Here is a 24,655-nt window from a genome sequence, read left to right as displayed (position 1 = left end):
GCCGACGACGAGGACCTCGAGGACCTCGAGGATGTGGAGGCCGACTCCGAGGACGCCGTCGAACTGACGGAGCAGGGGCTCAAGCTCAACATCGACCTCGGGGACGTCGAAAAGCCCGCGCCCGCGGAGATCACCCCGGAGGATCTCGCCGAGCTCGCGCGCGTCGAGGCCGAACTGGACACCCGCTGGCCCGAGACGAAGATCGACCCGTCGCTCGAGCGCATCGAGCTGCTCATGGACCTGCTCGGCTCCCCGCAGAACTCGTACCCCACGATCCACGTCGCCGGCACCAACGGCAAGACCTCCACGGTCCGGATGATCGAGTCGCTGCTGCGCGCCTTCCACCGCCGGACTGGTCGCACCACCAGCCCGCACCTGCAGCTGGTCACCGAACGCATCGGCATCGACGGCGCGCCCATCCACCCGCGTGACTACGTCCGCATCTGGCGCGAGATCCAGCCCTACGTCGAACTCGTCGACGAGAAGAAGGGCCGGATGTCCAAGTTCGAGGTGCTCACCGCCCTGGCCTACGCCGCCTTCGCGGACGCGCCCGTCGACGTCGCCGTCGTCGAGGTCGGCATGGGCGGGCGCTGGGACGCCACCAACGTCATCCAGTCCGACGTCGCCGTCATCATGCCCGTCGGCCTCGACCACACCGACTACCTCGGCGACAGCATCGAGGACATCGCGGCGGAGAAGGCCGGCATCATTAAGTCCCGCTGGGACACCGACGACCTGCTCACCCCACCCGACAACGTCGCCGTCGTCGCCGAGCAGGACCCCGCCGCCATGCAGGTCATCCTCTCGCGCGCCGTGGATGTCGACGCCGCCGTGGCCCGCGCCGGCTCCGAGTTCGGCGTCGTCTCCTCCACCGTCGCCGTCGGCGGCCAGCAGCTCACCCTCCGCGGCCTCGGCGGCGAGTACGAGGACATCTTCCTGCCCTTGTCCGGCGAGCACCAGGCCCGCAACGCCGCCGTCGCGCTCGCCGCCGTCGAGGCCTTCTTCGGCGCCGGCACCGGCCGACCCCTCGACATCGCCTCCGTGCGCAACGGCTTCGCCCAGGTCACCTCCCCGGGCCGCCTCGAACGGGTCCGCACCTCCCCGTCCACCTTCGTCGACGCCGCCCACAACCCCCACGGCGCCCGCGCCCTCGGGCAGGCACTGGAACGCGACTTCAACTTCTCCCGCCTCGTCGGCGTCGTCGGCGTCCTCGGTGACAAGGACGCCGTGGGCATCCTGCAGGCACTGGAGCCGTTCTTCTCCGAGATCGTCATCACCCAGAACTCGTCGCCCCGAGCCCTCGACGCCTACGAACTCGCCGACACCGCCCGCGACATCTTCGGTGAGGAACGCGTCCATGTCGACGACCACCTCCCCGGCGCCTACGCCCTGGCCGTCGAGCTCGCCGAGGACGCCGACATCCAGTCCGGTGCCGGCGTCGTCATCACCGGCTCCGTCGTCACTGCCGGCGAGGCCCGCACCCTGTTCGGAAAGGATCCCGCATGAGCAGCCCCGACACCTCCGAGGTCGGGCCACTCGGCCCCGGCCACGAACCCGCCAAGGACCCCATGAAGGGAATCCGGGGTGTCATGGCCGGCACCCTGGTTCTCGAGGCCATCACCATCTGGCTGGCCCTGACCGTCATCCTCAAGGTGGACAACGGCGAGCACTGGACCACCTTCAACTGGGTGTTCATCACCGCCCTCGGCGCCGCCCACTTCCTCATGGCCTTCTTCCAGCGATTCCGCTGGGCCCTGCCAGTCAACCTGGGGTTGCAGGTCGTCGCCCTGTTCGGCTTCTTCGTCCACCCCTCCGTGGCGATCATCGCCATCATCTTCATCATCGTCTGGTGGTATCTGCTCCACCTGCGCTCCACTCTCATCGCGCGGATGAAGCGCGGTCTGCTGACCACCCAGCACCTGTAGATCGGGTGCGAGCAGCAATAGCGTCTGACACTGACGGCGGATTCGGGGAGAATCCCTGCCGGTGTCAGACGCTGCTGCTGATTCTGCGGGGCTGAGTCGGGGAATGCAGCACGGGTGCGGGTGAATCCACGCTCCGTGCGGGGTGAACCGACTGCGTTTCCCCGTTTTGGTCGCTGGCAGCACTGGCGTCTGACACTGACGGCGGATTCGGGGAGAATCCCTGCCGGTGTCAGACGCTACTGCTGATTCTGCGGCGTTGGCGCTGTCGAGGGGGTCGTGTCATTCCGGCTTTTTCGCCGTCCGCGGCCGGATGAGCGGGTGCCCGGAGGCGATGGAGACTCGGTTGAAGGCGTTGATCATGATGATCGCCCATTCGAGTGCGGCGACCTGTTCCTCGGCGAAGACCTCGCAGGCCTCGACGGCGGCGCGGCTGTTCTCGCGGTCCTTGGGCAGGAGGGTCAGCGTCTCGGCGAGTTGGAGGGCGGCGCGTTCCTGGTCGCTGTATTCGCGGACCATGCGCCAGGCGGGGAGGGCGTCGAGTTTCCATTCCTCGACGCCTGCCTTGCGGGCGGCGGGGACGTGGATGGACAGGCAGGTGCCGCAGCCGTTGATCTGGCTGACGCGGATGTTGACCAGTTCGATGAGGCCGAGGGGCAGGTCGACTTCGGGGTAGAGGTCGCGGAGTGTGCGAGTGACGTTGCCGAGTTCGCGGTAGATCTCGGGGTAGAACTTGTCCAGGTAGGGGGCGTGGCGGGTCATGCGAGTTCTCCCTTGATCCAGGTGAGGTCGTCGGGGGTGGATTTGCGCCAGACGAACTGGTGGTCGTGTGTGTCCAGCCACGTGCGGACGTAGGGGCAGACGGCGACGATGGTCTTGCCTTCGGCGGCGGTGTCGGCGAGGGCTTCGCTGGTGAGTGTTCCGGCGAGGCCGCGGCCGCTGAATGTCTCGTCGATCTCGGTGTGGAAGAAGATGCGTTCGTCGTCACGGTCGCGGTAGTGGGAGGAGCCGGCGATGGTGCCGGTGGGGGTGTCGGTGTCGAGGATGACGAAGCGGCGGCCGGCGGCGTCGTTGGTGACGGAGGGCATCAGATTCTCTTTTCGGGTCGGGCGACGGGGGCGGGGTTGGTCCGGGGTGTGAGGGCGGCGTTGGGCAGGTCGGGGGCGGGCAGCCAGGTCAGGCCCTCGGGGTCGTGGCTGATGTAGCCGCGGGTGTGGCCGAAGCGGTCGGCCTGGTCCTGCCATTCGGCGCGGTACTGTGCGATCTCGTCGTGGTCACGGCCGATGAAGTTCCACCACATGACGATCTCCTCGGCGAAGGGTTCGCCGCCGATGAGGATGAGGCGGGCGCGGTCGTCGCCGTTGTTGCGGATGCGCAGCCGCTGTTCGCCGGTGCCGGTGTAGGCGAGTTCACCGGGGGCGACGGGGATGCCCTCGAGGTCGATGTCGCCGGCGTCGAGAAGCAGTCCGTGCTCGTGGGAGGGGTCCACGTCGATGCTTATCGACGCCCCCGCCTCCAGGCGGATCTCCGCCCCCACGAGGGGCGTGAAGGTGGTGACCGGCGAGGTGTCGCCGAGGAGGGAGCCGAGGAAGACGAGGGCCTCGCCGCCGTCGAAACGCACGGGGTCGGGGGCGTGGTGGTCGAAACGGCGCGGTCCGTGGCGGTCCGCGTCGGGCATGACGGTCCACAGCTGGACGCCGTGGAGGGTGGTGGTGTCCTGGGTGGAGACCTCGGAGTGGCAGATGCCGCCGCCTGCGGTCATGAGGTTGACCTCGCCGGGCAGGACGACGGCGTGGTGGTCACCGGAGTCGTGGTGGGTGATGGCGCCCTCGAACAGCCAGCTGACGGTCTGCAGGCCGGTGTGGGGGTGGGGTGCGACGTCCATGCCGCCGGAGACGGAGACGTCGTCGGGGCCGTAGTGGTCGACGAAGCACCAGGCGCCGATGAGGCTGCGTTGGCGTTGGGGGAGGGTACGGCGGACGGTCATGGCGCGGGGGCCGCCGAGGGGGACGTCGCGGGCGGTGATGATCTCGACCTTGGCTCCATCGGTGCACACCGGGGGAGTGGGGGTGAGGACCTGTTCCTGGGGGTGGGGCTCGGTGACGGACATGTGCCCAGCATAGCCCGAAAACTTGTTGACGGGTCAACATAGCGCAGGGTCGCGGTCGCATTATGCTGTGACCCATGCGCGCCCTCTACCTCGGAATCGCCGCCGTGTTCTGCGTGGTGGCCCTCGTCCTCAAGTTCCTGGCCATCTCCGATCTCGGGGCGGTCATCGCCCTTCTTCTCGCTGGCGTCTTCCTCGTCATGGGCCTGAAGATCACCGCCGCCACCCGCCCGCAGACCCCCATCGAGCTCGACGACGACAAACGCGCCACCCTCCGCGCCATGCTCGAACGCGGCGATGAGGGGGCGGCGGTCCGCCAGGTCCAGATGTGGTTCCGGGACGCCACCCCGGAGTCCGCCCGCGCGGCCGTGCAGGGCCTCCGGTAGAGTGCTGAACCATGACTGAACGCACTCTCATCCTCATCAAGCCGGACGGTGTCAAGAACGGCCACGTCGGCGAGATCATCGCCCGCATCGAGCGCAAGGGCCTGAAGATCACCGCCCTCGACCTGCGCGTCGCCGACCGCGCCACCGCCGAGCAGCACTACGCCGAGCACGCCGACAAGCCCTTCTTCGGTGAGCTCGTCGACTTCATCACCTCCGCTCCGCTGGTCGCCGGCATCGTCGAGGGCGAGCGCGCCATCGAGGCATGGCGTCAGCTGGCCGGCGGCACCGACCCGGTCTCCAAGGCCACCCCGGGCACCATCCGCGGCGACTTCGCCCTCACCGTGGGTGAGAACGTCGTCCATGGTTCCGACTCCTCCGAGTCGGCCCAGCGTGAGATCGGCATCTGGTTCCCGAACCTCTAAGGTTCCCGAACTCTCAGGCCCCTCCCCGGAGGGGCTTTTCTCATGCCCGGATCAGCCCGGATTCCTCGGCCACCCGCGCCCCGACCGGTGTGAGATCCACTAGGTGACGGGTGGTGTCATCCCCCGAATCGAGCGTGGACACACTCACCAGACCCGCCCGGCGCAGTACCTGCACCTCCGCCGGAAGCGTATCGACGCCCCGCCCCGTCACCTCCGCGAGCTTCCACATCCGCGCCCGCACCCCGTCGACGGCACCGAGCTCCGTGAGGGCGGTGATCAGTTCCCGGTGCTCGTCTGCAACCCGCAGGCGTCCCGGCGTGACGTCCGAAGGGTCCGTCGACGCCAGCGACCGGGTGATCCGACGCTGACCGTCAACTTTCATGCTCCGGCCGAGGTTGCGGAACACCCACACGAGGGAGACAGAGAAGAGCAGCCCCCACAGCCCGACGGCCACGGGGAACGGCAGCGGGAGGATCTCCAGGAAGAACGGCTGACCGAGGATGACCACCGCCGGCAGAAGGATGGCCGGGAGCTGACTGCGCGCAGAGAAGGCGGGCTCGTCGGTGGAGGTGGCCTCGATGCCTGACCGCCATTGCCGGGGCGGGATGAGCAGCAGGGTGACGATGATTGTCACCGCCAACGTGACCACCCACGGAACCAGCTGCTCCAGGGCGATGAGGATCAGTGTCGCAGTGAAACCGGCCGCGGGAACCAGGAGCCGCCAGCCGGTGAAATCTCCATGGTTCATACCTCCACTGTACGTCTGCCGCATCGGACCGGTCACCTGTGCGACAATGGGCGACAGGTCGCAACACCGACCGACACACTTCACGGACCGTCCCTGTGCGGCGGCGGCGAGTTTCCTCGCCAGCGCCCGGGGTCCGGTCCGACCGACAATTACAGGAGTACCCGTGGCTGATTCCACCGAATCCACCGAATCCACCGAATCCACCGAATCCACCGAACCCACCGAGAACACCAGCGAGCAGGAGGCACCGAAGAAGCGCCGCGCGGCCCGCAAGACCACCACCAAGAAGACCGCGAAGAAAACCACCGCGAAAAAGGCCCCCGCCGAGCAGAACGAGCCGGCGGAGAAGCCCGCGAAGAAGGTCACCAAGCGGACCCGGAAGGCCACCCGCAAGGCGGCGGAGCCGACCCCGGTCGAGCAGGCCGACGAGGCCAACAAGACGGTGAAGAAGGTCACCAAGCGGGCCCGGAAGACGACCCGCAAGGCGGCGGAGCCGGCTCCGGTCGAGCAGCCTCAGCAGCAGCCGGAGCAGGCCGCATTCCCGGAGCTGGACCGCAGCCAGCTCGGTGACCGCACCCGCGTGCACGCCCTGGCCAAGCTGCTCGGGTCCACCTCGAAGGAGCTCATCGCGAAGCTCGCTGAGCTGGGCCTGAAGAAGGCGCCGCAGTCGGCGCTGACCCGCGACGAGGTGGACCGCCTGCTGGCCACACTGGCGGAGCCGACGCAGGATGAGGCGCCGGTGGAGGAGGAGAAGATCCGCACCCGGGTGCGCAAGAACGTGGAGAATGAGATCCACCAGATCGTCGAGAAGGTCGACGCCGACCTCGCCGCCGCCGTCGAGGAGCAGCTCGACGAGGAGCCGCTCGAGGATATCGAGCCGGCCATCACCCCGGCGCCGGAGACCGCCGACACCTCCTTCACCCCGATCTTCCGCCCGCCGACCGTGGCCGAGGCGGAAGCTGAGGCCGTGGCCGCCGCCGCGAAGAAGGACGAGGAGGACGAGGAATCCTCGAACGCGTCACGACGCCGCCGTCGCGGCCGCCGCGGCTCCAGCCGCGGCCGCGGTGCGGAGGAATCCACCGAGGCTGCGGTGACCGCAGAGGTGGGGGAGGAGGACGTCGATACGCAGCAGGCTGAGGACCTCCCGGAGGAGCCCACCGCGCTGCGCGGGTCGACGCGTCTGGAGGCGCAGCGTCGCCGTCGGACCGAGCTGCGGGAGGAAGGGCGCAAGAAGCGGCACATCGTCTCGCAGGCGGAGTTCCTCGCGCGGCGGGAATCCGTCGAGCGCACCATGGTCGTGCGCGAGCGGCAGCGCCACGACCACCCGGGCCTGGTCACCCAGGTCGGTGTGCTCGAGGATGATCTGCTCGTCGAGCATTTCGTGACGTCGGAGGCGCAGGCCTCGATGATCGGCAACATCTACCTCGGCCGCGTGCAGAACGTGCTGCCGAGCATGGAGGCGGCGTTCATCGACATCGGCAAGGGCCGCAACGGTGTGCTCTACGCCGGTGAGGTCGACTGGAAGGCCGCCGGCCTCGGGGGCCGCGGCCGCCGCATCGAGCAGGCGCTCAAGTCCGGTGACCAGGTGCTCGTCCAGGTGAGCAAGGACCCCGTCGGGCACAAGGGTGCCCGCCTGACCACCCAGATCTCGCTCGCCGGCCGCTACCTCGTCTACGTGCCCGGTGGTCGCAGCGCCGGTATCTCCCGCAAGCTGCCCGGACCCGAGCGCAAGCGCCTCAAGGAAATCCTGGCCAAGGTCGTCCCCGGCCAGGGAGGTGCGATCATCCGCACCGCCGCCGAGGGCGTGTCCGAGGACGCCATCGGCGCCGACGTCAACCGCCTGCACTCCCTGTGGGAGGACATCAGCGAGCGCGCCGACCGCGAGATCAACTCCAAGGGCGCCAAGCCGATCACCATGTACGAAGAACCGAACATGCTGGTCAAGGTGGTCCGCGACCTGTTCAACGAGGACTTCACCTCCCTGGTCGTCGACGGTGACCGCGCCTGGAACACCATCCACGCCTACGTGAAGTCCGTCGCCCCCGACCTGCTCGACCGCGTCGTCCGCTTCGACCGCGCCGAGCACGACGGCGCCGACGCCTTCCAGCGCTACCGCATCGACGAGCAGATCCAGAAGGCCCTGGCCCGCAAGGTGTGGCTGCCCTCCGGCGGCACGCTCATCATCGAGCGCACCGAGGCCATGACCGTCGTCGACGTCAACACCGGCAAGTTCACCGGCTCCGGCGGCACCCTCGAGGAGACCGTCACCCGCAACAACCTCGAGGCCGCCGAGGAGATCGTCCGCCAGATGCGCCTGCGCGACCTGGGCGGCATGATCGTCGTCGACTTCATCGACATGGTCCTGCCCGAGAACCAGGACCTCGTCCTGCGCCGCCTCAAAGAGGCCCTCGGCCGCGACCGCACCCGCCACCAGGTCTCCGAGGTCACCTCCCTCGGCCTGGTCCAGATGACCCGCAAACGCCTGGGCACCGGCCTGCTGGACACCTTCTCCACCGAGTGCGAGCACTGCGGCGGCCGGGGCCTCATCCTCCACGACGACCCGGTCGAGGAGACCCACGACGAGCACGACCACGGCGGTGAACGGCAGGACCGCCAGGAACGGCGCCGCCGGAAGCCGGAGCAGGACCCGGCCCGCCACCCCGCGGCCGTGGCCATGCAGGAGCCGGCGACCCGCGACGACTCTGACTCGGACATCGAGGAGCTGGCGGCGTCGGTCATCGTCACCGATGACGAGCAGGAGATGGAAACGTCTCGACGCCGCCGTTCCCGCCGCCGCTCCGGTGGTCGCGGCCGCGGTGGCGACCGGGACGAGACCCGGGACGAGCAGGGCGGTGACCTGGAGAGCATCGTCTCCGCCGCCGTCACCCGCGCCGACGAGGCCGACCCCGAGGAGCCGTCGGGCCGCAACTACGTCCCGGTCGAGGACACCGACGAGGACGACATCGAGATCGCCCCGACCGGCGAGAAGACCTTTCAGCAGGCCGTCGCCGAGTTCGAGTCCTCCCCGCGTCGCCGCCGGAAGACCCGTGGGAACTCCCGCTCCGACCGTCGCCCGAAGGCGGAGGACTTCCGCCGCCCGGAGCCGGTGATGGAGGACGCCGAGGTCGAGCAGGTCGAGATCGCCGACGAGGATCGCCCGTCGGCCTCGAAGCAGCGTCGCGACCGCCGCCGCGTCACCCGCTCCAACCGGGCCGCCCGCAGTGGCCAGGACCGGTCCCGGGACGAGGAGCGGAGCCAGCAGGCCACCCCGGCACCGGTCGCCCCGGAGACCGCCGAGACGATCCGTGCCCGGGGGCGCCGACGGGCGGTGCGCAAGGTCATGCGCACCACCGGGGCGTCGGGAACGGCCGCCACCCGGTCGGAGAAGCCGGCGTCGGGTGATCGGGGCGTCGCCAAGCAGGACAAGCCGGACAAGCAGGAGAAGCCGGAGCGGTCCGGGCGGGGTCGCCGCCGGGTGACCAGGCGCGGAAGCTCACGATAGTGGCCCTGGACAGCGGTTTGTCTTTTGGCTGCCCCACGGGGTAGTCTTTGACAGTCGCTGTTTTAGGGATGTTGCGCTGTCCGGTCAGAAACCTGGCCGAGGCGTGCCCGCACGCCCGGAAACGCAAGTGAAATACACGTCCATTCAGGCATCCCGGTCCGGGGTCCTGAGCCGAGTTTAGATAAGGGGTAACCCTCCTATGTACGCGATCGTCAAGACCGGCGGCAAGCAGTACAAGGTTGCCGAAGGTGACCTCGTCAAGGTCGAGAAGATCGAGGGTGAGCCGGGTTCGTCCGTGGCTCTCACCCCGGTTCTGCTCGTCGACGGTGCCAACGTTACGTCCAAGACCGATGACCTGGCCAAGGTCAGCATCGGCGCCGAGATCGTCGAGCACACCAAGGGCCCGAAGATCGACATCCTGAAGTACAAGAACAAGACCGGGTACAAGAAGCGCATGGGTCACCGCCAGCCGCTCACCGTGCTCAAGGTCACCGGAATCAAGTAAGCCAAGGAGGGTAACCAATGGCAACCAAGAAGGGTGCATCCAGCTCCAGCAACGGTCGCGACTCCGAGGCCAAGCGCCTCGGCGTGAAGCGTTTCGGCGGCCAGCAGGTCAAGGCCGGTGAGATCCTGGTCCGCCAGCGCGGCACCAAGTTCCACCCGGGCGAGAACGTCGGTCGCGGTGGCGACGACACTCTCTTCGCCCTGACCGCCGGCTCCGTCCAGTTCGGCATCAAGCGCAACCGTCGCATGGTCAACATCGTCGAGGCTGAGGTCTCCGAGACCGCCGAGACCGTGGACGCCTAAGCGTCACACGTTCCTCAATCAACCTGCTTCACCCGGTACCGGGTGGGGCAGGTTTTTTGCGTGTGGGGTGTTTGGGGTGGAGCCGGGTCGGCGGTGGGAGGTGGGAGTTCGCGGCTGCAACAGTTGACACCCGGGAAATCTGGAACAGGGCCGTTGCAGGTCGGTCCCGATTTTCGTGTCAGTTGTTGCAGGCCCGCGCTGGCCGGGGCGGCCCCTGGTGGCCTGTGGCGGCCCGTGACGCCGAACTCATGTCAGCTCAACTGGGGAACCGGCTCGAAGACGGGGACGTCGCAGTCGCCGTCGTCATCGTCGCCTCCGTCGTCGAGGTCCTGCTCGGGAAGGGGCGCGCTGAGGAATTGGCCGATGGCATCGCGGCCGGGGAAACCGCCGTCATCGGTCGCCTCTGACCACAACCCGTGCGCCAGGACCGGGGCGATTCCGCGGTGGAACCATCGGACGGCGAGGAAGGCGACGGTCCGTTCGTGCCGGTAGCGGGCGACCCAGCGGGTTCCGTCGTCGGCGACCTCGACGACCCAGCAGTTGCGGACCGGGTCGACGTAGGTCTGCAGGAATCGGTCCGGCCGGTTCCGCCGGGCCAGCAGGAGGAAGTGTCCGAGGTGGCCGGACTCCGCCGGGTCCACGTGGACATCCCCGCGGTTGGCCGGGTTGGTCCGGTGGACGTAGGAGGCGAGGGATGCCGGAGAGGTCCACGGCACCTTATGGGGCTCTTCCGGAATCAGAGTGCATTGATCCGATCCTGAAGCCGGCCGGAGTGAATGAGTGACCGCAAGATGTAGTGCTTGAGGTTGCGGAAGCCCAGGGCGATCCCGCGCAGGTGCTCGAGGCGGCCGTTGATGGCCTCGACGGGTCCGTTGGAGGCACCCACGTCGAAGTAAGCGAGGATCTCGCGATGCCGTTTCCACAGTGAGCGACCGAGCTGCGCGAGCTCGGGCAACTCCGTTGGCACACCGGCCCGGATCGACTTGAGGAGCTTGTACATCGCGATCTTGCCCTCCCGCTTGCCCGAGGCCTCGTAGGCGGCGATGAGTCGCTGGTAGACGCCGTAGGTGACCTCCACCGCCGCGTGCGCATCATGGGCGGTGAACGCCTTGAACAGGCGGACCTTCTGCTTGTCGGTCAGCAGCTCAGCGCGGGTGCGCAGGATGCGGCGGATCCCGTACAGGGGGTCATCGGCCCGTCCCCGGTGCCCGGTGGTGGCCTGCTGGATCCGCTGGCGGCACACGGTGAGCTTGTCCGCGGCAAGATGCACGACGTGGAACGGATCCATCACCGTCCGTGCTGCAGGAACAGCTTTCGCCGCAGCGGAATGGTAGCCGGCGAAACCGTCCATCGTGACAACCTTGACTCGATCCCGAAACACCTGGTCACGGGCGTCCAGCCACTCGGTGAGCACCTTCGCCGAACGCCCCGGGACCATGTCCAACAGGCGGGACGGGCCAGTGCCGTCCACGACTGGGGTCAGGTCGACCAGCACGGTGACGAACGCACTGCTGCCGTCGCCGCGCACGTGCTTCCACTTGTGCTCATCGACACCGAGAACGCGGACGCCATCGAAGTGTCCGGGCTGCTCGTAGACCATCGCGCGAACCTCCGAGACCGCCAGGTCATTGACCAAATCCCACCCCAGCCCGAGGGCCTTGGCCACCGCGGACACGCTGGTGCGGTCGATCGCCAGACGCTGCAGGATCCAGCGGCTGCAACGGCGGGTGGTCTTGGCCCGCGGCTCAGCCAACGCCGGCATCCGCTGCTGGAAAATCCTCGTAGCGCACTCGGTGTTGTCGCAGGTGAAGCGCGGTACCCGCACGTGCAGTCTGGTGGGATGCCCGACGATCGGTAGATCCGTGACCTTCCGCTGGACGTGGTCCCGCAAACGGCCCGCCATCCCGCACTCGGCGCAGATCGGGTCGAGTGTGACCGGGGCGCAGAACAGGTGCGTGAGCTCGTCAGCCACAGCGGCGTCGGTGATGGTCACCCCGAGCTCGACGGTGCGGCAGATGGTGTCGGCGAGCAGGCTGGCGGTAGCGTTCAAAGCGGGTCCTGGGGATGCGAAGTGCTGGTGTAGGAACTTGCATCTTCACACGCCCCAGGACCCCTACATCTTGTGCCTCACCGCATCACCGGCGAACCCCAGCTATGCACTCCGGATCCGGAAGGGCCCCTTATGGTCGGCGGTGACCAGTGAGGCCTTGCGGTCGTTATCGCCGAAGACGTAGATCTCCCCGGAGGCCAGCTCGGCGAGGGCGACGTCGGCGTCGAGGGCCAGCTGGATGGTGTCGCCGAACGCGAGCTCCAGGTCGTCGCAGTGGAAGGACAGCAGCATCGTCCGGTCGCCGAGCTGGCTGACCTCGGGCCCGGGGAGGGAGGGGTCGTCGGTGGTGGCGATGCGGTCGGCGATGGCCCACGCGTCCTCGGCCAGGTCGAGGAGGGTGGCGGACAGGGTGCGGGTGGGTGCCTCCATCCGGCGGATGACCTGTTCCAGCGGATCGACGGGGTCGACGATGACGCGACCCACCGGGGAGCGGTCGGGGATGTGGTAGACGAAGTCGAGGCGCATGACCCGCACGGTAGCTCCCGGCCCCGACACCGGAGGCCGGTGGCCTGCTCACCTGTTCGAATCCGTTGTTCCCGCTGGTCACTGGTAGCCTGGGGTGCTACCAGATTTTCAACCGAAGGGTTCCCCACAACATGTCACGCTTCGTAGACCGCGTGGTCCTGCATCTGTCCGCCGGAGACGGTGGAAACGGTGTCGCGTCCGTCCACCGCGAGAAGTTCAAACCCCTGGGCGGACCCGACGGCGGCAACGGCGGCCACGGCGGCGACGTCGTCCTCGAGGTGTCTCCCCAGGTGCACACCCTGCTGGATTTCCATTTCCGTCCGCATCTCAAGGCGGGTCGGGGCGGTAACGGTGCGGGGCGTCACCGCAACGGTGCGCGCGGTGAGGACCTCGTCCTCGAGGTGCCGGTGGGCACGGTCGTGCTCACCGAGTCGGGGGAGACCCTCGCTGATCTCACGGTGCCGGGCACCCGCTTCATCGCCGCCGAAGGTGGATTCGGCGGACTGGGTAATGCGGCACTGGCCTCGGCCAAGCGCAAGGCACCCGGTTTCGCGCTCAACGGCGAGCCCGGTCAGCAGCACGATCTGGTGCTCGAGCTGAAGTCGGTGGCCGATGTCGGTCTCGTCGGTTTCCCCTCGGCGGGCAAGTCGTCGCTCATCTCGGTGCTGTCGGCGGCGAAGCCGAAGATCGCTGATTATCCGTTCACCACCCTCGCCCCGAACCTGGGCGTGGTTCACGTGGGCAATGAGGCCTTCACCATCGCGGACGTGCCCGGGCTGATCCCGGGGGCGTCGGAGGGCAAGGGCCTGGGCCTGGACTTCCTGCGTCACATCGAACGCACCGCCGTCCTGGTGCACGTCGTCGATGCCGCCACCCTGGAACCGGGGCGCGACCCGGCCAGTGACATCGAGGCGCTCGAGGCGGAGCTGGCCGCGTACCAGTCGGCGCTCGACGAGGACACCGGACTCGGTGACCTGCGGGACCGGCCGCGCCTCATCGTGCTCAACAAGGCGGATGTGCCGGAGGCGGCGGAGCTGGCGGAGTTCGTCAAGGCGGACCTGGAGGAGCAGTTCGGGTGGCCGGTGTTCATCATCTCCGCGGTGGCCCGCAAGGGGCTGGGTCCGCTGCTGTTCAAGCTCCTGGAGATCGTGAAGCAGGACCGGAAGTCCCGCCCGAAGGCGAAGATGGACCGTGAGCACACGGTCATCCGGCCGCGCGCGGTCGACGCCCCACGGGAGGACTTCCAGATCGCCGAGGACCCGGAGGTGCCGGGTGGTTTCATCGTCTCGGGCCGCAAGGTGGAGCGCTGGATCCTGCAGACCGACTTCGAGAACGAGGAGGCCATCGGCTACCTCGCGGACCGCCTGGAGAAGGCCGGTGTGGAGAAGGCCCTGTTCAAGGCCGGCGCCAGGGAGGGCTGCACCGTCACCATCGGCGACATCTCCTTCGAGTGGGAGCCGATGACGGGCGCGGGCATGGACCCGACCGTCGCCGGCCGTGGTCAGGATGCCCGCCTGCAGCGCAACGACCGGGTCTCCGCCGCCGAGCGCAAGCGTGCCTCCCAGGCGCGTCGTGGTCTCATCGACGAGTACGACTACGGCGAGGACCAGACCGCCGACCGCGAACGCTGGCAGGGCTAGATTTCTCACAGGTTCGGATACCTGTGGTACTGACCACGGACCGGGGTCTGGAGGTCGAGACCGGCTGACCCCGGTATGTATGGTGGGTTGGCATGACGACGCCAACCGATCATGGATTACCCCTGTCTCCGTACCGGAGCACCGCTGACGACGTCGAGTTCCCCGGCCCCGCCCGTGGTCCGGGCGAGGGCCCCGCGTTCGGCCACGAGTCCGACATGCGCGAGCGGATCACCAACGCCAAGCGTGTGGTGGTCAAGATCGGCTCGTCCTCGTTGACCAAGGACGACTTCACGGTCGACCCGAACAAGATCAACCACATCGTCGACGCCCTGCAGGCGCGCATGAACCGTTCCGACATCATCGTGGTGTCCTCGGGTGCGGTCGCCGCCGGCATGGGCCCGCTCGGGCTCACCCAGCGCCCGACGGACCTGGCCACGAAGCAGGCCGCCGCGGCCGTGGGCCAGGTCCACCTGGCGCACCAGTGGGCCCGCTCCTTCGCCCGTTATGATCGCACGGTCGGACAGGTCCTGCTCACCGCCGCCGATGCCGGCCGCCGCGACCGGGCCCGGAACGCCCAGCGCACCATTGACCGGCTGCGCCAGTTGCGCGCCATCCCGATCGTCAACGAGAACGACACGGTGGCCACCTCCGAGATGCGTTTCGGTGACAACGACCGGCTCTCCGCCATCGTCTCCCACCTGACCGCGGCGGATGCCCTCATTCTGCTCTCCGACGTGGACGGGTTGTTCGACCGTAACCCCGCCGAGCCGGACGCCCGCTTCGTCTCCGAGGTCCGCTCGGGCCGTGACCTCAAGGGGGTCGTCGCCGGTGACGGTGGCCTGGTGGGCACCGGTGGCATGGCCTCGAAGGTCTCCGCCGCCCGTCTCGCCTCCCGTGGTGGGGTCCCGGTGCTGCTCACCGCGGCCGCGAACATCGGCCCGGCGCTGGAGGACTCCAGTGTGGGCACCGTCTTCCACCCCAGCGAGGACCGTCTGTCGGCGTGGAAGTTCTGGGCGCTGTACTCGGCGGACACCGGCGGCACCCTGCGTCTGGACTCGGGTGCGGTCGACGCCGTCACCTCCGGCGGCAACTCCCTGCTCGCCGTGGGGATCACGGAGGCCGAGGGCGAGTTCAACGCCGGTGAGATCGTCGACATCATCGGACCCGACGGGCAGATCGTCGGCCGCGGTGAGGTCGCCTACGACTCCGATGAGCTCGCGGGCATGCTGGGCAAGCACACCCACGAGCTGCCCGAGGGGCAGCGCCGGCCGGTGGTGCACGCCGACTACCTGTCCAATTACGCCTCCCGGGCCTGATGTCCCGGGTTCCGTCTACGGTGGGGCCGGAACACGCACCACCTGCCTGAGGAGTCACCGCCGATGAAATTCACCATGCTGCCCACCGTGTGGGATGAGACCGTCGCCGAGCTCGAGGCCGCCGGGCACGAGTTCGTCGAGGACCTCGCTCAGGCCCGCGGGCTGGTGTTCAACGCCGGTCCGGAGAAGCTCCCGGATCCGGTGCCGGAGAACATCGAGGTCATCCAGCTGCCCTTCGCGGGTGTGGAACCCTTCAATGATGCCGGCCTGCTCGCCGCGGATGGCCCCCGTTGGGCCAACGGCGCGGGCCTGTACGCGGACACCGTCGCGGAGTCGGCGCTGAGCCTGCTGCTCGCGCAGCTGCACCTGCTCAAGACCGCGGTGACCAGCGCCTCCTTCGACTCCGCGGACACCATCGACGCGCACAAGCAGTGGCTGTTCGAGGACAAGACCGTCGCCGTCATCGGCGCCGGCGGCATCGGCGTGCGCCTGCTGGAACTGCTGGCACCGCACCGCGTATCGACGATCGCGGTCAACCGCTCCGGCCGTCCCGTCACCGGTGCAGACCGCACCGTCGCCATTGACGATGCCGCGATGGACGAGGTGTGGGCCACCGCCGACTACTTCGTGCTCATCATGCCGCTGACGGACCAGACCCGGCACATGGTCGACGCCGAGGTCCTGGGGAAGATGAAGTCCACCGCCGTGGTGGTCAACGTCGGCCGCGGCCCGCTCATCCACACTGACGACCTGCTCGCCGCCCTGCGGGACGGCACCATCGCCGGCGCGGCCCTCGACGTCACCGACCCCGAGCCCCTCCCGGATGATCATCCGCTGTGGGGGCTGGACAACTGCCTGATCACCCCGCACGTGGCCAACACCCCGTCGATGGTCCGGGCCCTGACCGGTCAGCAGGCCGTGCGCAACTTCGACGCCTTCGAGGCCGGGGAGACCATGCCCGCCGAGGTCGACGGAAAGGCCGGATACTAGATGAAGTTCACCATGTACCCCGGTGTGTGGGACAACGTCGTCGCCGAGGTAGAGGAGGCGGGCCACGAGTTCGTCAGTGACCTCCACCAGGCCGAGTTCCTCATCTACGCCGGTGGTCGCCTGCCGGATCCGCTGCCCGAGAACATCGGCTTCGTCCAGTTCGTGTTCTCCGGGATCGACCGACTCGTCGACGCCGGCGTGATCCAACCCGGCACCCGCTGGGCGAACGCCGCCGGCGCCTACGGCCGCCCGGTCGCCGAGATCGCCATGACGCTCCTGCTCGCGCAGCTGCACCAGGTCAAGGCCGCAGGCATGGCCGCCTCCTTCCAGGCCCGCGGCCCCATCGACGCCGCTCAGGGCTGGCTGTTCGACGGCCCCACCGTCGCCATCGTCGGCGCGGGCGGCATCGCCGACGGGCTCATCCCCATGCTGCGTCCCTTCGGGGTCCGCATCATCGCCGTCAACCGTTCGGGCCGTGCCGTCGAGGGGGCGGATGAGACCGTCGCCATGGCGGACGCGGAGTGGGTGTGGTCCGAGGCCGACGCCTTCGTCCTCGCCATGCCGCTGACGGAGCAGACGCGGGGAGTGGTCGACGCTGAGCGGTTCGCGCAGATGAAGGAGTCCGCGGTCGTCGTCAATGTGGGTCGCGGTGAGCTCATCGTCACCGATGATCTCGTCGAGGCGCTGCGCACCGGGCAGATCGCCGGTGCGGCGATGGACGTCACCGACCCGGAGCCGCTGCCGGACGGGCACCCGCTGTGGCGGCTGCCCACCTGCACCATCACCCCGCACATCGCGGCGACCGGGCGGATCGCCAGCCGGCTGATCACCCCGACCATCCTCGCCAACGCCGCCGCGTTCGAGGCGGGAGAGCGGATGCCCACCGAGGTGCACCTGCGGAAAGGTTACTAACTTTTCGTTACACTCGAATGCCATGACTGATACGCGCACCACAGAACGAGAAGAAGTACTGACCAAGGCCCGCAAGGCCAAGGAAGTCGCCCCCGTCCTGGCGCAGCTGTCCACGGCGAAGAAGAATGAGATCCTGCTCACGGCCGCCGACGTGCTGGTGGAGAAGACCGATGAGATCCTCGCCGCCAACCAGAAGGACATCGACGAGGGTCGGGCGGATGGCATGGCCGAGTCTCTCGTGGACCGCCTCTCCCTCGACGCCGACCGCATCGCCGGCATCGCCGGAGGCCTGCGACAGGTCGCCGGCCTGAAGGACCCGGTGGGGGAGGTGCTCGGCGGCGGTGTCATGCCCAACGGCATCCAGATGCGCCAGATCCGCGTCCCGCTCGGCGTCATGGGCATGGTCTACGAGGCCCGCCCCAACGTCACCGTCGACGCCTTCGGCCTGGCCCTGAAGTCCGGCAACGTGCCGCTGCTGCGTGGTTCCCGCACCGCGAAGCACTCCAACTCGAAGCTGGTGGAGATCCTCCAGGATGTCGTCGCCTCCTTCGACCTGCCGCGGGAGACCGTGCAGCTTCTGCCGTGGGCGACCCACGACTCCGTGCAGGACCTCATCACCGCCCGCGGGCTGGTCGACGTGGTCATCCCCCGCGGCAGCGCCCGCCTCATCGAGGCCGTGGTCACCGGTGCGACCGTCCCCGCCATTGAGACGGGTACCGGTAACTGCCACTTTTACATCGACCGCGACGCCGACGTCACCGAGGGCATCGCCCTGGCACTCAACGGCAAGACCCGCCGGGTCTCGGTGTGCAACGCCACCGAGAACGTGCTCATCGACGCCGCGCTGCCCGACGAGGACAAGGCCCGCATCATCGCCGCGTTCCAGGACGCCGGGGTCACCGTCCATGGTGACGTCGACGAGCTCGAGGCCTTCGGCGCGACCGACATCGTCCAGGCCGACGACACCGACTGGGGTGACGAGTACCTGTCCATGGACGTCGCCGCCAAGGTCGTCGACGGCGTCGACGGTGCCATTGCCCACATCCAGAAGTGGACCACCGGCCACACCGAGGCGATCTCCACCGCCAACATCACCACCGCGCAGAAGTTCGCCGACGAGGTCGACGCCGCAGCAGTGATGATCAACGCCTCCACCGCCTTCACCGACGGTGAGCAGTACGGCATGGGCGCGGAGATCGGCATCTCCACGCAGAAGCTCCACGCCCGCGGCCCGATGGCCCTGCCGGAGCTGACCTCCACCAAGTGGATCCTCCAGGGCACCGGCCAGGCCCGCCCGTAGTGCCATGAACCGTCTCAGCGCCATCGCCGCCGCCCTCACGTTCGCCGTGGGGGCGGCGGCGCCGGTCGTTCCGGCCCAGGCCGGGCCGGCCGCGTCGGACCGTTGCCCGGAGGTCGTGGTCGTCGCCGCCCGCGGCAGTGAACAGAACGACGGCCCGGAGCCCGCCCGCTACAGCGAGCAGGCGCCGTGGACCTCTAACGGTTACGAGGCCACGCACCTGTCGGCGTTCCTCCACTACGCCGAGGCCCGCCACCTGGAACGGGCCGGGACCTCGCTCATGGCCGACGTCCATGTCCTCGGCCTCGACGATTCGGTCTACCCCGCGTCCCTCCCGCTGCCCGCGCTCGCGGAGGAGGATGAGGAACTCACTCCCGTCCAGACCGCGCAGCGGCTCGGCGAGGTGTTGGCCGAGAGTCCGGCGCACGTCATCGCCGACAACGCCGCCCGCGGCTTCGTCGAGGGTGTGCGTTCCGGCATCGACGGCACTCCCGACTACCTGGCCGCGTGGGAGGGCGTGACCGGTTGCACCCCCGGTTACCTGCTGCTCGGCTACTCGCAGGGGGCGATCGTGCTGACCGCGCAGGAGCAGGCTCTCGCGGAGCAGGGCCGGCTGGTCGGCTCGCTCTACTTCGGCAACCCGCTGCTGCGCCCCGGGGCGTCCCCGGTCGTCGGCTCCCCGGAACGGGGAGCGGGGCTGCTGGCGCCGGTGCCACAGGGGATGCTCCCGGCGGCGTCGACAAGCACGCCTCGGCTGGACTATTGCCTGCGCGGGGACTTCGCCTGCGACACCACCGTCGACGCGCTGAGCACCTCGCTGGCGTCCCGGGCCGGGGCGCACGCGGAGTACTTCGTCACCGATCAGCGGACCGCCGACGACGCGTACGTGGCAGACACCTTCGCTGACTGGATCAACGATTACACTTCCCCGCATGACTAGGCGCATCGGTGTCATGGGCGGCACCTTCGACCCGATCCACCACGGCCACCTCGTCGCCGCCAGCGAGGTCGCGGACCGCTTCGCCCTCGACACGGTGATCTTCGTGCCCACCGGGCAGCCGTGGCAGAAGGCCGACCGGCAGGTCTCACGCGCCGAGGACCGCTACCTCATGACCGTCATCGCCACCGCCTCCAACCCCAGGTTCCAGGTCAGCCGCGTCGACATCGACCGCGGCGGCGACACCTACACCGTGGACACCCTCCACGACCTGCGCCGCGAGTTCCCCGACGCGGAGCTGTTCTTCATCACCGGCGCCGACGCGCTGCGCTCGATCATGTCGTGGCGTGACTGGGAGGGCATGTTCGACCTCGCCGAGTTCGTCGGCGTCACCCGCCCCGGCTACGAGCTGACGGAGGAGATGCTGCCCGAGGCCCACCAGCAGCGGGTGCACCTCATCGACGTGCCCGCCATGGCGATCTCCTCGACCGATGTCCGCGAGCGCGCCGCGCAGGGCCGACCGGTGTGGTACCTCGTGCCGGACGGGGTGGTGCAGTACATCGCGAAGAATGATCTGTACCGGCGACCGGGTGGAAACTAGGACATTGGGCCCGTTCCGTGGGAAACTGGGGGACAAGTGTTTTCTGCTGCATATCTACTGCTCTACAGATGAGGATCCTGCGTGACTGTTTCTGACGAATCCCGCCGCCTGGCCACCATTGCGGCCCTGGCCGCCGACGAGAAGCTGGGCCGTGACATCGCCGTGCTGGACGTCTCCGACGTCATGGCCATCAGCGATGTCTTCGTCGTGGCCTCGGCGGACAACGAGCGCCAGGTCGGTGCCATCGTCGAGGAGGTCGAGGACAGGCTCACCGAGGCCGGCGTCGAGCCGTTGCGCCGGGAGGGCAACCGGGAGAACCGCTGGGTGCTGCTCGACTACGGGGTGCTCGTCGTCCACATCCAGCGTGACACCGAGCGTGAGTTCTACGGTCTCGACCGGCTCTACCGTGACTGCCCGCTCATCGAGGTCGAGGGCATCGAGCTGCCCGAGCGTCCGGGTGAGTGGACGGAGGACGTGGATGTCCGCACCGTCGAGTCCATCGACGAGATCCCGCTCGCCGCGCCCGCTCCGGAGGACGAGGACGAGGGGTACTGAGACCCATGACCCGCCGCCTGGTCATGATCCGTCACGGTCAGACCCACTACAACGCCACCCGCCGCATGCAGGGACAGCTCGACACCGAGCTGTCGGATCTGGGGCGGGAACAGGCGCGTGCGGCGGGGCAGATGCTTGTCGACGCAGGCATCTCCCGCATCCTCTCCTCCGACCTCGCCCGTGCGTATGACACCGCGTGCATCATCGCCGACATCCTCGGCGTGGAGGTGGAGAAGGACGCTCGCCTCCGCGAGACCCACCTGGGGCAGTGGCAGGCGAAGTCCCACGACGAGATCGACGTGGAGCTGCCCGGGGCGCGCGCCATCTGGCGCCACGACGCCACGTGGGCACCTCCGGAGGGTGAGTCCCGCGTCCAGGTCGCGCAGCGGGCCCGCCCGGTCATCGACGACCTCATGGCCGACTACGACGACTGGGACGGCCACGCCGTCCTCGTCGTCGCCCACGGCGGCACGATCTCCGCTCTGACGTCCAACCTGCTGGGCCTCGACGTGTCCATGTACCCGCTGCTCTCGGGCCTGAAGAACGGGTGCCGCTCGCAGCTGACGGCCCGCCCACGCTTCCAGCCGGGCAGCTTCGACGCCCTCGACGACTTCCAGGTCCGGGCGAACAGCATCGCCGGCGACGGTGCGGTCGGGGACTCGGGTGCGGCGAAGAAGATCCGCACCCCGGAGTTCACCCCGGAGACCGTCGGTGACGCTCAGTGGTACCTCGACGGATGGAACATGGGCTGATGCCGGTCCGGATCATCACCGACTCCTCCGCCGACCTGCCCGAGGAGGTCATCGAGGAGCTCGACATCACCGTCGTCGACCTCCACGTCATGCGCGATGAGGAGGGCCACGACTCCTCGACCTCCGGGCTGTCCTCCCTGGAGTTGACCGCCGCCTACGCCCGGCAGCTCGAGCGCGGCGGTGACGAGGGTGTGCTGGCCCTGCACCTGTCGAAGGAGCTGTCCTCGACGTGGTCGGCCGCCGTGCAGGCCGCCGCCGTGTTCCCGGATGACCTGGTCCGCGTCGTGGACACCGGTTCCGTCGGGATGGCCGTGGGGGCGGCCGCGATGGCCGCCGCGAAGGTCGCCAGCGAGGGCGCGGATCTCGACGAGTGCCACGACATCGCCGTGGGCACCCTCGAACGTTCCGCCACCTGGGTCTACCTCCACGGCATCGAGGAGATGCGCAAGTCCGGCCGCATGTCCGCCGCCACGACCGTCCAGTCGGCGGTCCTGCTGGCCACCAAGCCGATCATGCAGATCAGGGGCGGCCGCCTGGAGCTGGCGGGCAAGACCCGCACCCAGTCGAAGGCGTTCACCAAACTCGTCGAGCTGGTCATCGAGCGCGCCGGGGGAGACCCCGCCTTCGTGGCCATCCAGCACAATGACGCCGATGAGGCCGCCACCGACCTGCACAACATGCTCGCCGATGTCCTGCCCGAGGGGTCGAGCATCATGACCATGCTCATGGAGGCCACCCTCGCCGTCCACACCGGTGCCGGTGCCATCGGCCTGTCGGCGGTGTTCTCCGCCCGCCCGGAGGATTTCTCCCCAGTCAGTTGACGTGTCAGCGGGGTTGTCCACAGGCCCGCTCGAGTGCGCTGTCGCCGGACGTGAACACCCCCTAGCGTGAGCGCCATGAGCGCCACCATCGACCGTCTCGCCGACCTCACCCGCCCCACGGGGCAGGAACAGCTTCTCGACGTCGCCTACCCCACCCCGCGTTGGACCCTCACCCTCCGCCAGGGGATGGTCGCCGGGGTACTGGTCCTCCTCATCGTCGGGGCCTGGGTGGTGCTGCAGCGCGATCCCGAACCCGCCGCCCTGCCCGTGGCGGACCTGCCGGCGGTGGCCGCGGGCCCCTCCGCCGACCCCGGCACGGACCTGGTGGTCTCCGTCGTCGGCCACGTCGCCCACCCCGGTCTGGTCACTCTCGCCCCCGGCGCGCGTGTCGACGACGCCCTCGCCGCCGCCGAACCTCTCCCGGAGGCCGACCTTCTCGCCCTCAACCGGGCGCAGCGGCTCACCGACGGCCAGCAGCTCGTCGTCCCCGCGGTAGGGGAGGCAGCGCCTCCGGATGCGGGCTCCGGTGGCGCGGGCGCCGTGTCCCTCAACTCCGCCGACGTCGCGGAACTGACCACCCTTGACGGGGTGGGGGAGGCCACCGCCTCGGCGATCATCGCCCATCGCGAAGCCACCGGCGGGTTCACCGCCATCGACCAGCTCATGGACGTCAAGGGCATCGGCCCCGCCAAGTTCGAGGCACTGCGGGACCAGGTGAGTCTGTGAGCGAACTCCGCCTGGTGCCCGCGGCACTGGCGGTGTGGGCGGTCATCCTCGTCCTGCTCAGCCACGGCTCCGTGGCGCTGGCGGTGGCCGGCGTGGTGGTCGCCGCCCTGGTCCTCGGCCTCCTGGGTCAGGGCGGGCAGGCCACGATGGTCGGGGCGAGCGGGGCGGCGGCGACCCTGGTCACCTGGGCCGGCCTGGAGGCGGGCTCGGTCCTGGGAGCCGGGGGAGCAGATCGTCGGGGAGGTGGCCACCGCCCCCGTGGAGATCACCGGCGGCGGGTACCTCGTGCGTGTCGACGTTTCCGACCTCCCCGCACCCCTGCCCGTGTTCACCGACGAGCTCGGCGACGGTGTCGTCTCCGGCTCCCGGGTCGTGGTGGAGGCGAGCCTGAGCGCCAGCGACCGCCCCGGACTACTCGGCCAGGTGGGCAACGGCCGCGTGCACCCCGTGGCCGGCCCGAGCGGCATGGACGCGGTCTCCCGCCTGGTCCGGGAGTCGCTCGGGCGGGCCGTGGAGACGAGCGTCGGCGAGGCTTCCCAGGGGCTCATCCCCGGCATGGTCCTCGGCGACACCTCCGGCCAGACGGCCGCGGACACCCAGCTCTACATCGACACCGGACTGTCCCACCTCACGGCGGTGAGCGGGGCGAACGTCGCCATCGTCACCACCGCCGCCGTGCTCGTCTGCCGGCTGCTCACCCTCGGCCCGCGGGTCCAGGTGGGGGCGGCTGCCGTGGCGCTGGCGGGCTTCGTCGGCCTGGTGGGCACGGAACCGAGCGTGCTGCGTGCCTCGGTGACCGGCCTGGTTGGGCTGCTCGCGGTGATCAACTCCACCCGGATGGAACCGATCCACGGGCTGTGCCTGGCCCTCATCGGCCTGCTGCTGTGGGACCCGGACCTCGCCGTGGCCTACGGCTTCGCGCTCTCGGTGGCCGCCACCGCCGGGATCATCGCCCTGTTCCCGCTGCTCTACCGACCGCTGGCCAGGACCGGGTGGCCCGACATCCTCGTCCGGGCGATCGCCGTGGCCGTCGCGGCGGACCTGGTCACCATGCCGATCATCGCGCTCATGGCCGGCCGGGTGTCGATGGTCTCCGTCCTCGCCAATGTCCTGGTCGCTCCGGCGGTCGCCCCCGTCACCGTCCTGGGACTCATCGCCGCGGGCCTGTCCCTGCTGCCCGGCGGCCTGGCGACACTCCCGCTCATGATCATCGAACCGTGCACCTGGTGGATCCACACCGTGGCCACCTGGTGCGCCGGCCTGCCCAACGCCACCGTGCCCGCCAGCCCCGCCTGGGTGCTCGTCGGCTACGGCTGGGTCCTCGTCGGCGTCATCAGCGGGCACCCGCTCAAGACCGCCGGGGTGGTGTGCGCTCTCTTCCTCTGGGCGGCACGTACCGATCCGCTGCCGCCGGAAATCCCGCTCGAGTCCCTGCGGGTCCACCATGTGCCCACCGTCGAGGAGGTGGGGACCGCACCACCGGGGACGCAGGTGATTGTGGTGGAGGAGGGAGACGGGCGGGCGTCGATACGCCCGACGGTGACGCGGGAGGGGATCCCCGTGCTGTTCCCGCAGCGCGACGGGCCGGTGACACTGCACGTGGACGGCACGCAACATGCCGCCGACGGGAGGTTCTAAT

Annotated in this window: 26 protein-coding genes; 19 read left to right on the top strand and 7 right to left on the bottom strand. The window is 69.1% G+C overall.

Features of this window, described 5'->3' with window-relative positions; genetic code table 11:
• The first annotated feature begins 33 nt into the window (after positions 1-33).
• Both folC and QP029_RS00230 read left to right on the top strand, forming a co-directional pair.
• Complete coding sequence (gene folC / locus QP029_RS00235; RefSeq protein WP_284876271.1) at positions 34-1,506, top strand: bifunctional tetrahydrofolate synthase/dihydrofolate synthase; 1,473 nt, start codon at positions 34-36, stop codon at positions 1,504-1,506.
• Positions 1,503-1,925 carry a DUF4233 domain-containing protein gene (locus QP029_RS00230; protein ID WP_284874931.1) on the top strand — a complete coding sequence of 141 codons (423 nt, stop codon included), beginning with the start codon at positions 1,503-1,505 and terminating at the stop codon, positions 1,923-1,925. The genes folC and QP029_RS00230 overlap by 4 nt, the downstream gene beginning before the upstream one ends.
• A 279-nt stretch (positions 1,926-2,204) precedes the next feature.
• Here QP029_RS00230 and QP029_RS00225 read toward each other — a convergent pair whose 3' ends face one another.
• Genes QP029_RS00225 through QP029_RS00215 form a run of 3 tightly spaced genes read right to left on the bottom strand, consistent with a single transcriptional unit; the run spans position 2,205 to position 4,032 of the window.
• Positions 2,205-2,684 (bottom strand): carboxymuconolactone decarboxylase family protein, encoded by a 480-nt coding sequence (locus tag QP029_RS00225; RefSeq protein ID WP_284874930.1) that lies wholly within the window; start codon positions 2,682-2,684, stop codon positions 2,205-2,207.
• Positions 2,681-3,010 carry a GNAT family N-acetyltransferase gene (locus QP029_RS00220; protein WP_284874929.1) on the bottom strand — a complete coding sequence of 110 codons (330 nt, stop codon included), beginning with the start codon at positions 3,008-3,010 and terminating at the stop codon, positions 2,681-2,683. The genes QP029_RS00225 and QP029_RS00220 overlap by 4 nt, the downstream gene beginning before the upstream one ends.
• Positions 3,010-4,032, bottom strand: a complete 1,023-nt coding sequence (locus tag QP029_RS00215) for a pirin family protein (RefSeq protein ID WP_284874928.1) — start codon at positions 4,030-4,032, stop codon at positions 3,010-3,012. The genes QP029_RS00220 and QP029_RS00215 overlap by 1 nt, the downstream gene beginning before the upstream one ends.
• Positions 4,033-4,106: 74 nt before the next feature.
• Here QP029_RS00215 and QP029_RS00210 point away from each other — a divergent pair, with 74 nt between their 5' ends.
• Positions 4,107-4,415: a hypothetical protein gene (locus tag QP029_RS00210; RefSeq protein ID WP_284874927.1), complete on the top strand. Its 309-nt coding sequence runs from the start codon at positions 4,107-4,109 to the stop codon at positions 4,413-4,415.
• A gap of 11 nt (positions 4,416-4,426) precedes the next feature.
• The gene (ndk, locus tag QP029_RS00205) at positions 4,427-4,837 is read left to right on the top strand and encodes a nucleoside-diphosphate kinase (protein WP_284874926.1); all 411 of its coding nucleotides are present in this window, start codon (positions 4,427-4,429) and stop codon (positions 4,835-4,837) included.
• A gap of 40 nt (positions 4,838-4,877) precedes the next feature.
• Here the strand turns inward: ndk and QP029_RS00200 are convergent, their stop codons facing one another.
• Entirely contained in the window at positions 4,878-5,585 is a 708-nt protein-coding gene (locus tag QP029_RS00200) for a hypothetical protein (RefSeq protein ID WP_284874925.1), read from the bottom strand.
• Positions 5,586-6,027: 442 nt separating this feature from the next.
• Here QP029_RS00200 and QP029_RS00195 point away from each other — a divergent pair, with 442 nt between their 5' ends.
• From QP029_RS00195 to rpmA, 3 genes are all read left to right on the top strand, one after another.
• Entirely contained in the window at positions 6,028-9,087 is a 3,060-nt protein-coding gene (locus QP029_RS00195; RefSeq protein ID WP_284876270.1) for a translation initiation factor IF-2 N-terminal domain-containing protein, read from the top strand.
• 199 nt (positions 9,088-9,286) lie between these two features.
• Positions 9,287-9,592, top strand: a complete 306-nt coding sequence (gene rplU, locus QP029_RS00190) for a 50S ribosomal protein L21 (protein WP_284874924.1) — start codon at positions 9,287-9,289, stop codon at positions 9,590-9,592.
• Between the two features lie 17 nt (positions 9,593-9,609).
• Entirely contained in the window at positions 9,610-9,894 is a 285-nt protein-coding gene (rpmA, locus tag QP029_RS00185; RefSeq protein WP_284874923.1) for a 50S ribosomal protein L27, read from the top strand.
• A gap of 251 nt (positions 9,895-10,145) precedes the next feature.
• Here rpmA and QP029_RS00180 read toward each other — a convergent pair whose 3' ends face one another.
• The 3 genes from QP029_RS00180 to QP029_RS00170 form a co-directional block, all read right to left on the bottom strand.
• Complete coding sequence (locus QP029_RS00180) at positions 10,146-10,610, bottom strand: hypothetical protein (RefSeq protein WP_284874922.1); 465 nt, start codon at positions 10,608-10,610, stop codon at positions 10,146-10,148.
• A 20-nt stretch (positions 10,611-10,630) separates the two neighbouring features.
• The gene (locus tag QP029_RS00175) at positions 10,631-11,944 is read right to left on the bottom strand and encodes an ISL3 family transposase (RefSeq protein WP_284874921.1); all 1,314 of its coding nucleotides are present in this window, start codon (positions 11,942-11,944) and stop codon (positions 10,631-10,633) included.
• 102 nt (positions 11,945-12,046) lie between these two features.
• Positions 12,047-12,469 carry a hypothetical protein gene (locus QP029_RS00170; protein WP_284874920.1) on the bottom strand — a complete coding sequence of 141 codons (423 nt, stop codon included), beginning with the start codon at positions 12,467-12,469 and terminating at the stop codon, positions 12,047-12,049.
• A 131-nt stretch (positions 12,470-12,600) separates the two neighbouring features.
• Between QP029_RS00170 and obgE the strand changes: the two genes are divergently transcribed.
• From obgE to QP029_RS00110, 12 genes are all read left to right on the top strand, one after another.
• On the top strand, positions 12,601-14,109 hold the full coding sequence (gene obgE / locus QP029_RS00165; RefSeq protein WP_284874919.1) for a GTPase ObgE: 1,509 nt from the start codon (positions 12,601-12,603) through the stop codon (positions 14,107-14,109).
• A 215-nt stretch (positions 14,110-14,324) separates the two neighbouring features.
• Positions 14,325-15,425 (top strand): glutamate 5-kinase, encoded by a 1,101-nt coding sequence (proB, locus tag QP029_RS00160; RefSeq protein ID WP_432418737.1) that lies wholly within the window; start codon positions 14,325-14,327, stop codon positions 15,423-15,425.
• A gap of 63 nt (positions 15,426-15,488) precedes the next feature.
• A complete protein-coding gene (locus QP029_RS00155; protein ID WP_284874917.1) occupies positions 15,489-16,415 on the top strand; it encodes a D-isomer specific 2-hydroxyacid dehydrogenase family protein in 927 nt (308 codons plus the stop codon).
• Positions 16,416-17,327 (top strand): D-isomer specific 2-hydroxyacid dehydrogenase family protein, encoded by a 912-nt coding sequence (locus QP029_RS00150; protein WP_284874916.1) that lies wholly within the window; start codon positions 16,416-16,418, stop codon positions 17,325-17,327.
• A 22-nt stretch (positions 17,328-17,349) separates the two neighbouring features.
• Positions 17,350-18,627, top strand: coding sequence for a glutamate-5-semialdehyde dehydrogenase (locus QP029_RS00145; RefSeq protein WP_284874915.1), 1,278 nt, complete (start codon positions 17,350-17,352; stop codon positions 18,625-18,627).
• A 4-nt stretch (positions 18,628-18,631) separates the two neighbouring features.
• Complete coding sequence (locus QP029_RS00140; RefSeq protein WP_284874914.1) at positions 18,632-19,564, top strand: hypothetical protein; 933 nt, start codon at positions 18,632-18,634, stop codon at positions 19,562-19,564.
• Positions 19,557-20,162 carry a nicotinate-nucleotide adenylyltransferase gene (nadD, locus tag QP029_RS00135; protein WP_284874913.1) on the top strand — a complete coding sequence of 202 codons (606 nt, stop codon included), beginning with the start codon at positions 19,557-19,559 and terminating at the stop codon, positions 20,160-20,162. Before QP029_RS00140 ends, nadD begins: the two co-directional genes overlap by 8 nt.
• Positions 20,163-20,243: 81 nt before the next feature.
• Positions 20,244-20,717 (top strand): ribosome silencing factor, encoded by a 474-nt coding sequence (gene rsfS, locus QP029_RS00130; RefSeq protein WP_284874912.1) that lies wholly within the window; start codon positions 20,244-20,246, stop codon positions 20,715-20,717.
• 5 nt (positions 20,718-20,722) lie between these two features.
• The gene (locus QP029_RS00125) at positions 20,723-21,469 is read left to right on the top strand and encodes a histidine phosphatase family protein (protein WP_284874911.1); all 747 of its coding nucleotides are present in this window, start codon (positions 20,723-20,725) and stop codon (positions 21,467-21,469) included.
• The gene (locus QP029_RS00120) at positions 21,469-22,290 is read left to right on the top strand and encodes a DegV family protein (RefSeq protein ID WP_284874910.1); all 822 of its coding nucleotides are present in this window, start codon (positions 21,469-21,471) and stop codon (positions 22,288-22,290) included. Before QP029_RS00125 ends, QP029_RS00120 begins: the two co-directional genes overlap by 1 nt.
• Before the next feature lie 75 nt (positions 22,291-22,365).
• On the top strand, positions 22,366-23,016 hold the full coding sequence (locus QP029_RS00115) for a ComEA family DNA-binding protein (protein ID WP_284874909.1): 651 nt from the start codon (positions 22,366-22,368) through the stop codon (positions 23,014-23,016).
• 243 nt (positions 23,017-23,259) lie between these two features.
• Positions 23,260-24,654 carry a ComEC/Rec2 family competence protein gene (locus QP029_RS00110; RefSeq protein ID WP_284874908.1) on the top strand — a complete coding sequence of 465 codons (1,395 nt, stop codon included), beginning with the start codon at positions 23,260-23,262 and terminating at the stop codon, positions 24,652-24,654.
• The last annotated feature ends 1 nt before the right edge of the window (position 24,655 follow it).

The sequence above is a fragment of the Corynebacterium suedekumii genome, assembly GCF_030252185.1.
GTDB lineage: Bacteria > Actinomycetota > Actinomycetes > Mycobacteriales > Mycobacteriaceae > Corynebacterium > Corynebacterium suedekumii.
The sequence above is the reverse complement of the archived record's forward strand: the minus strand, read 5'-3'. Positions and strand labels throughout refer to the sequence as shown.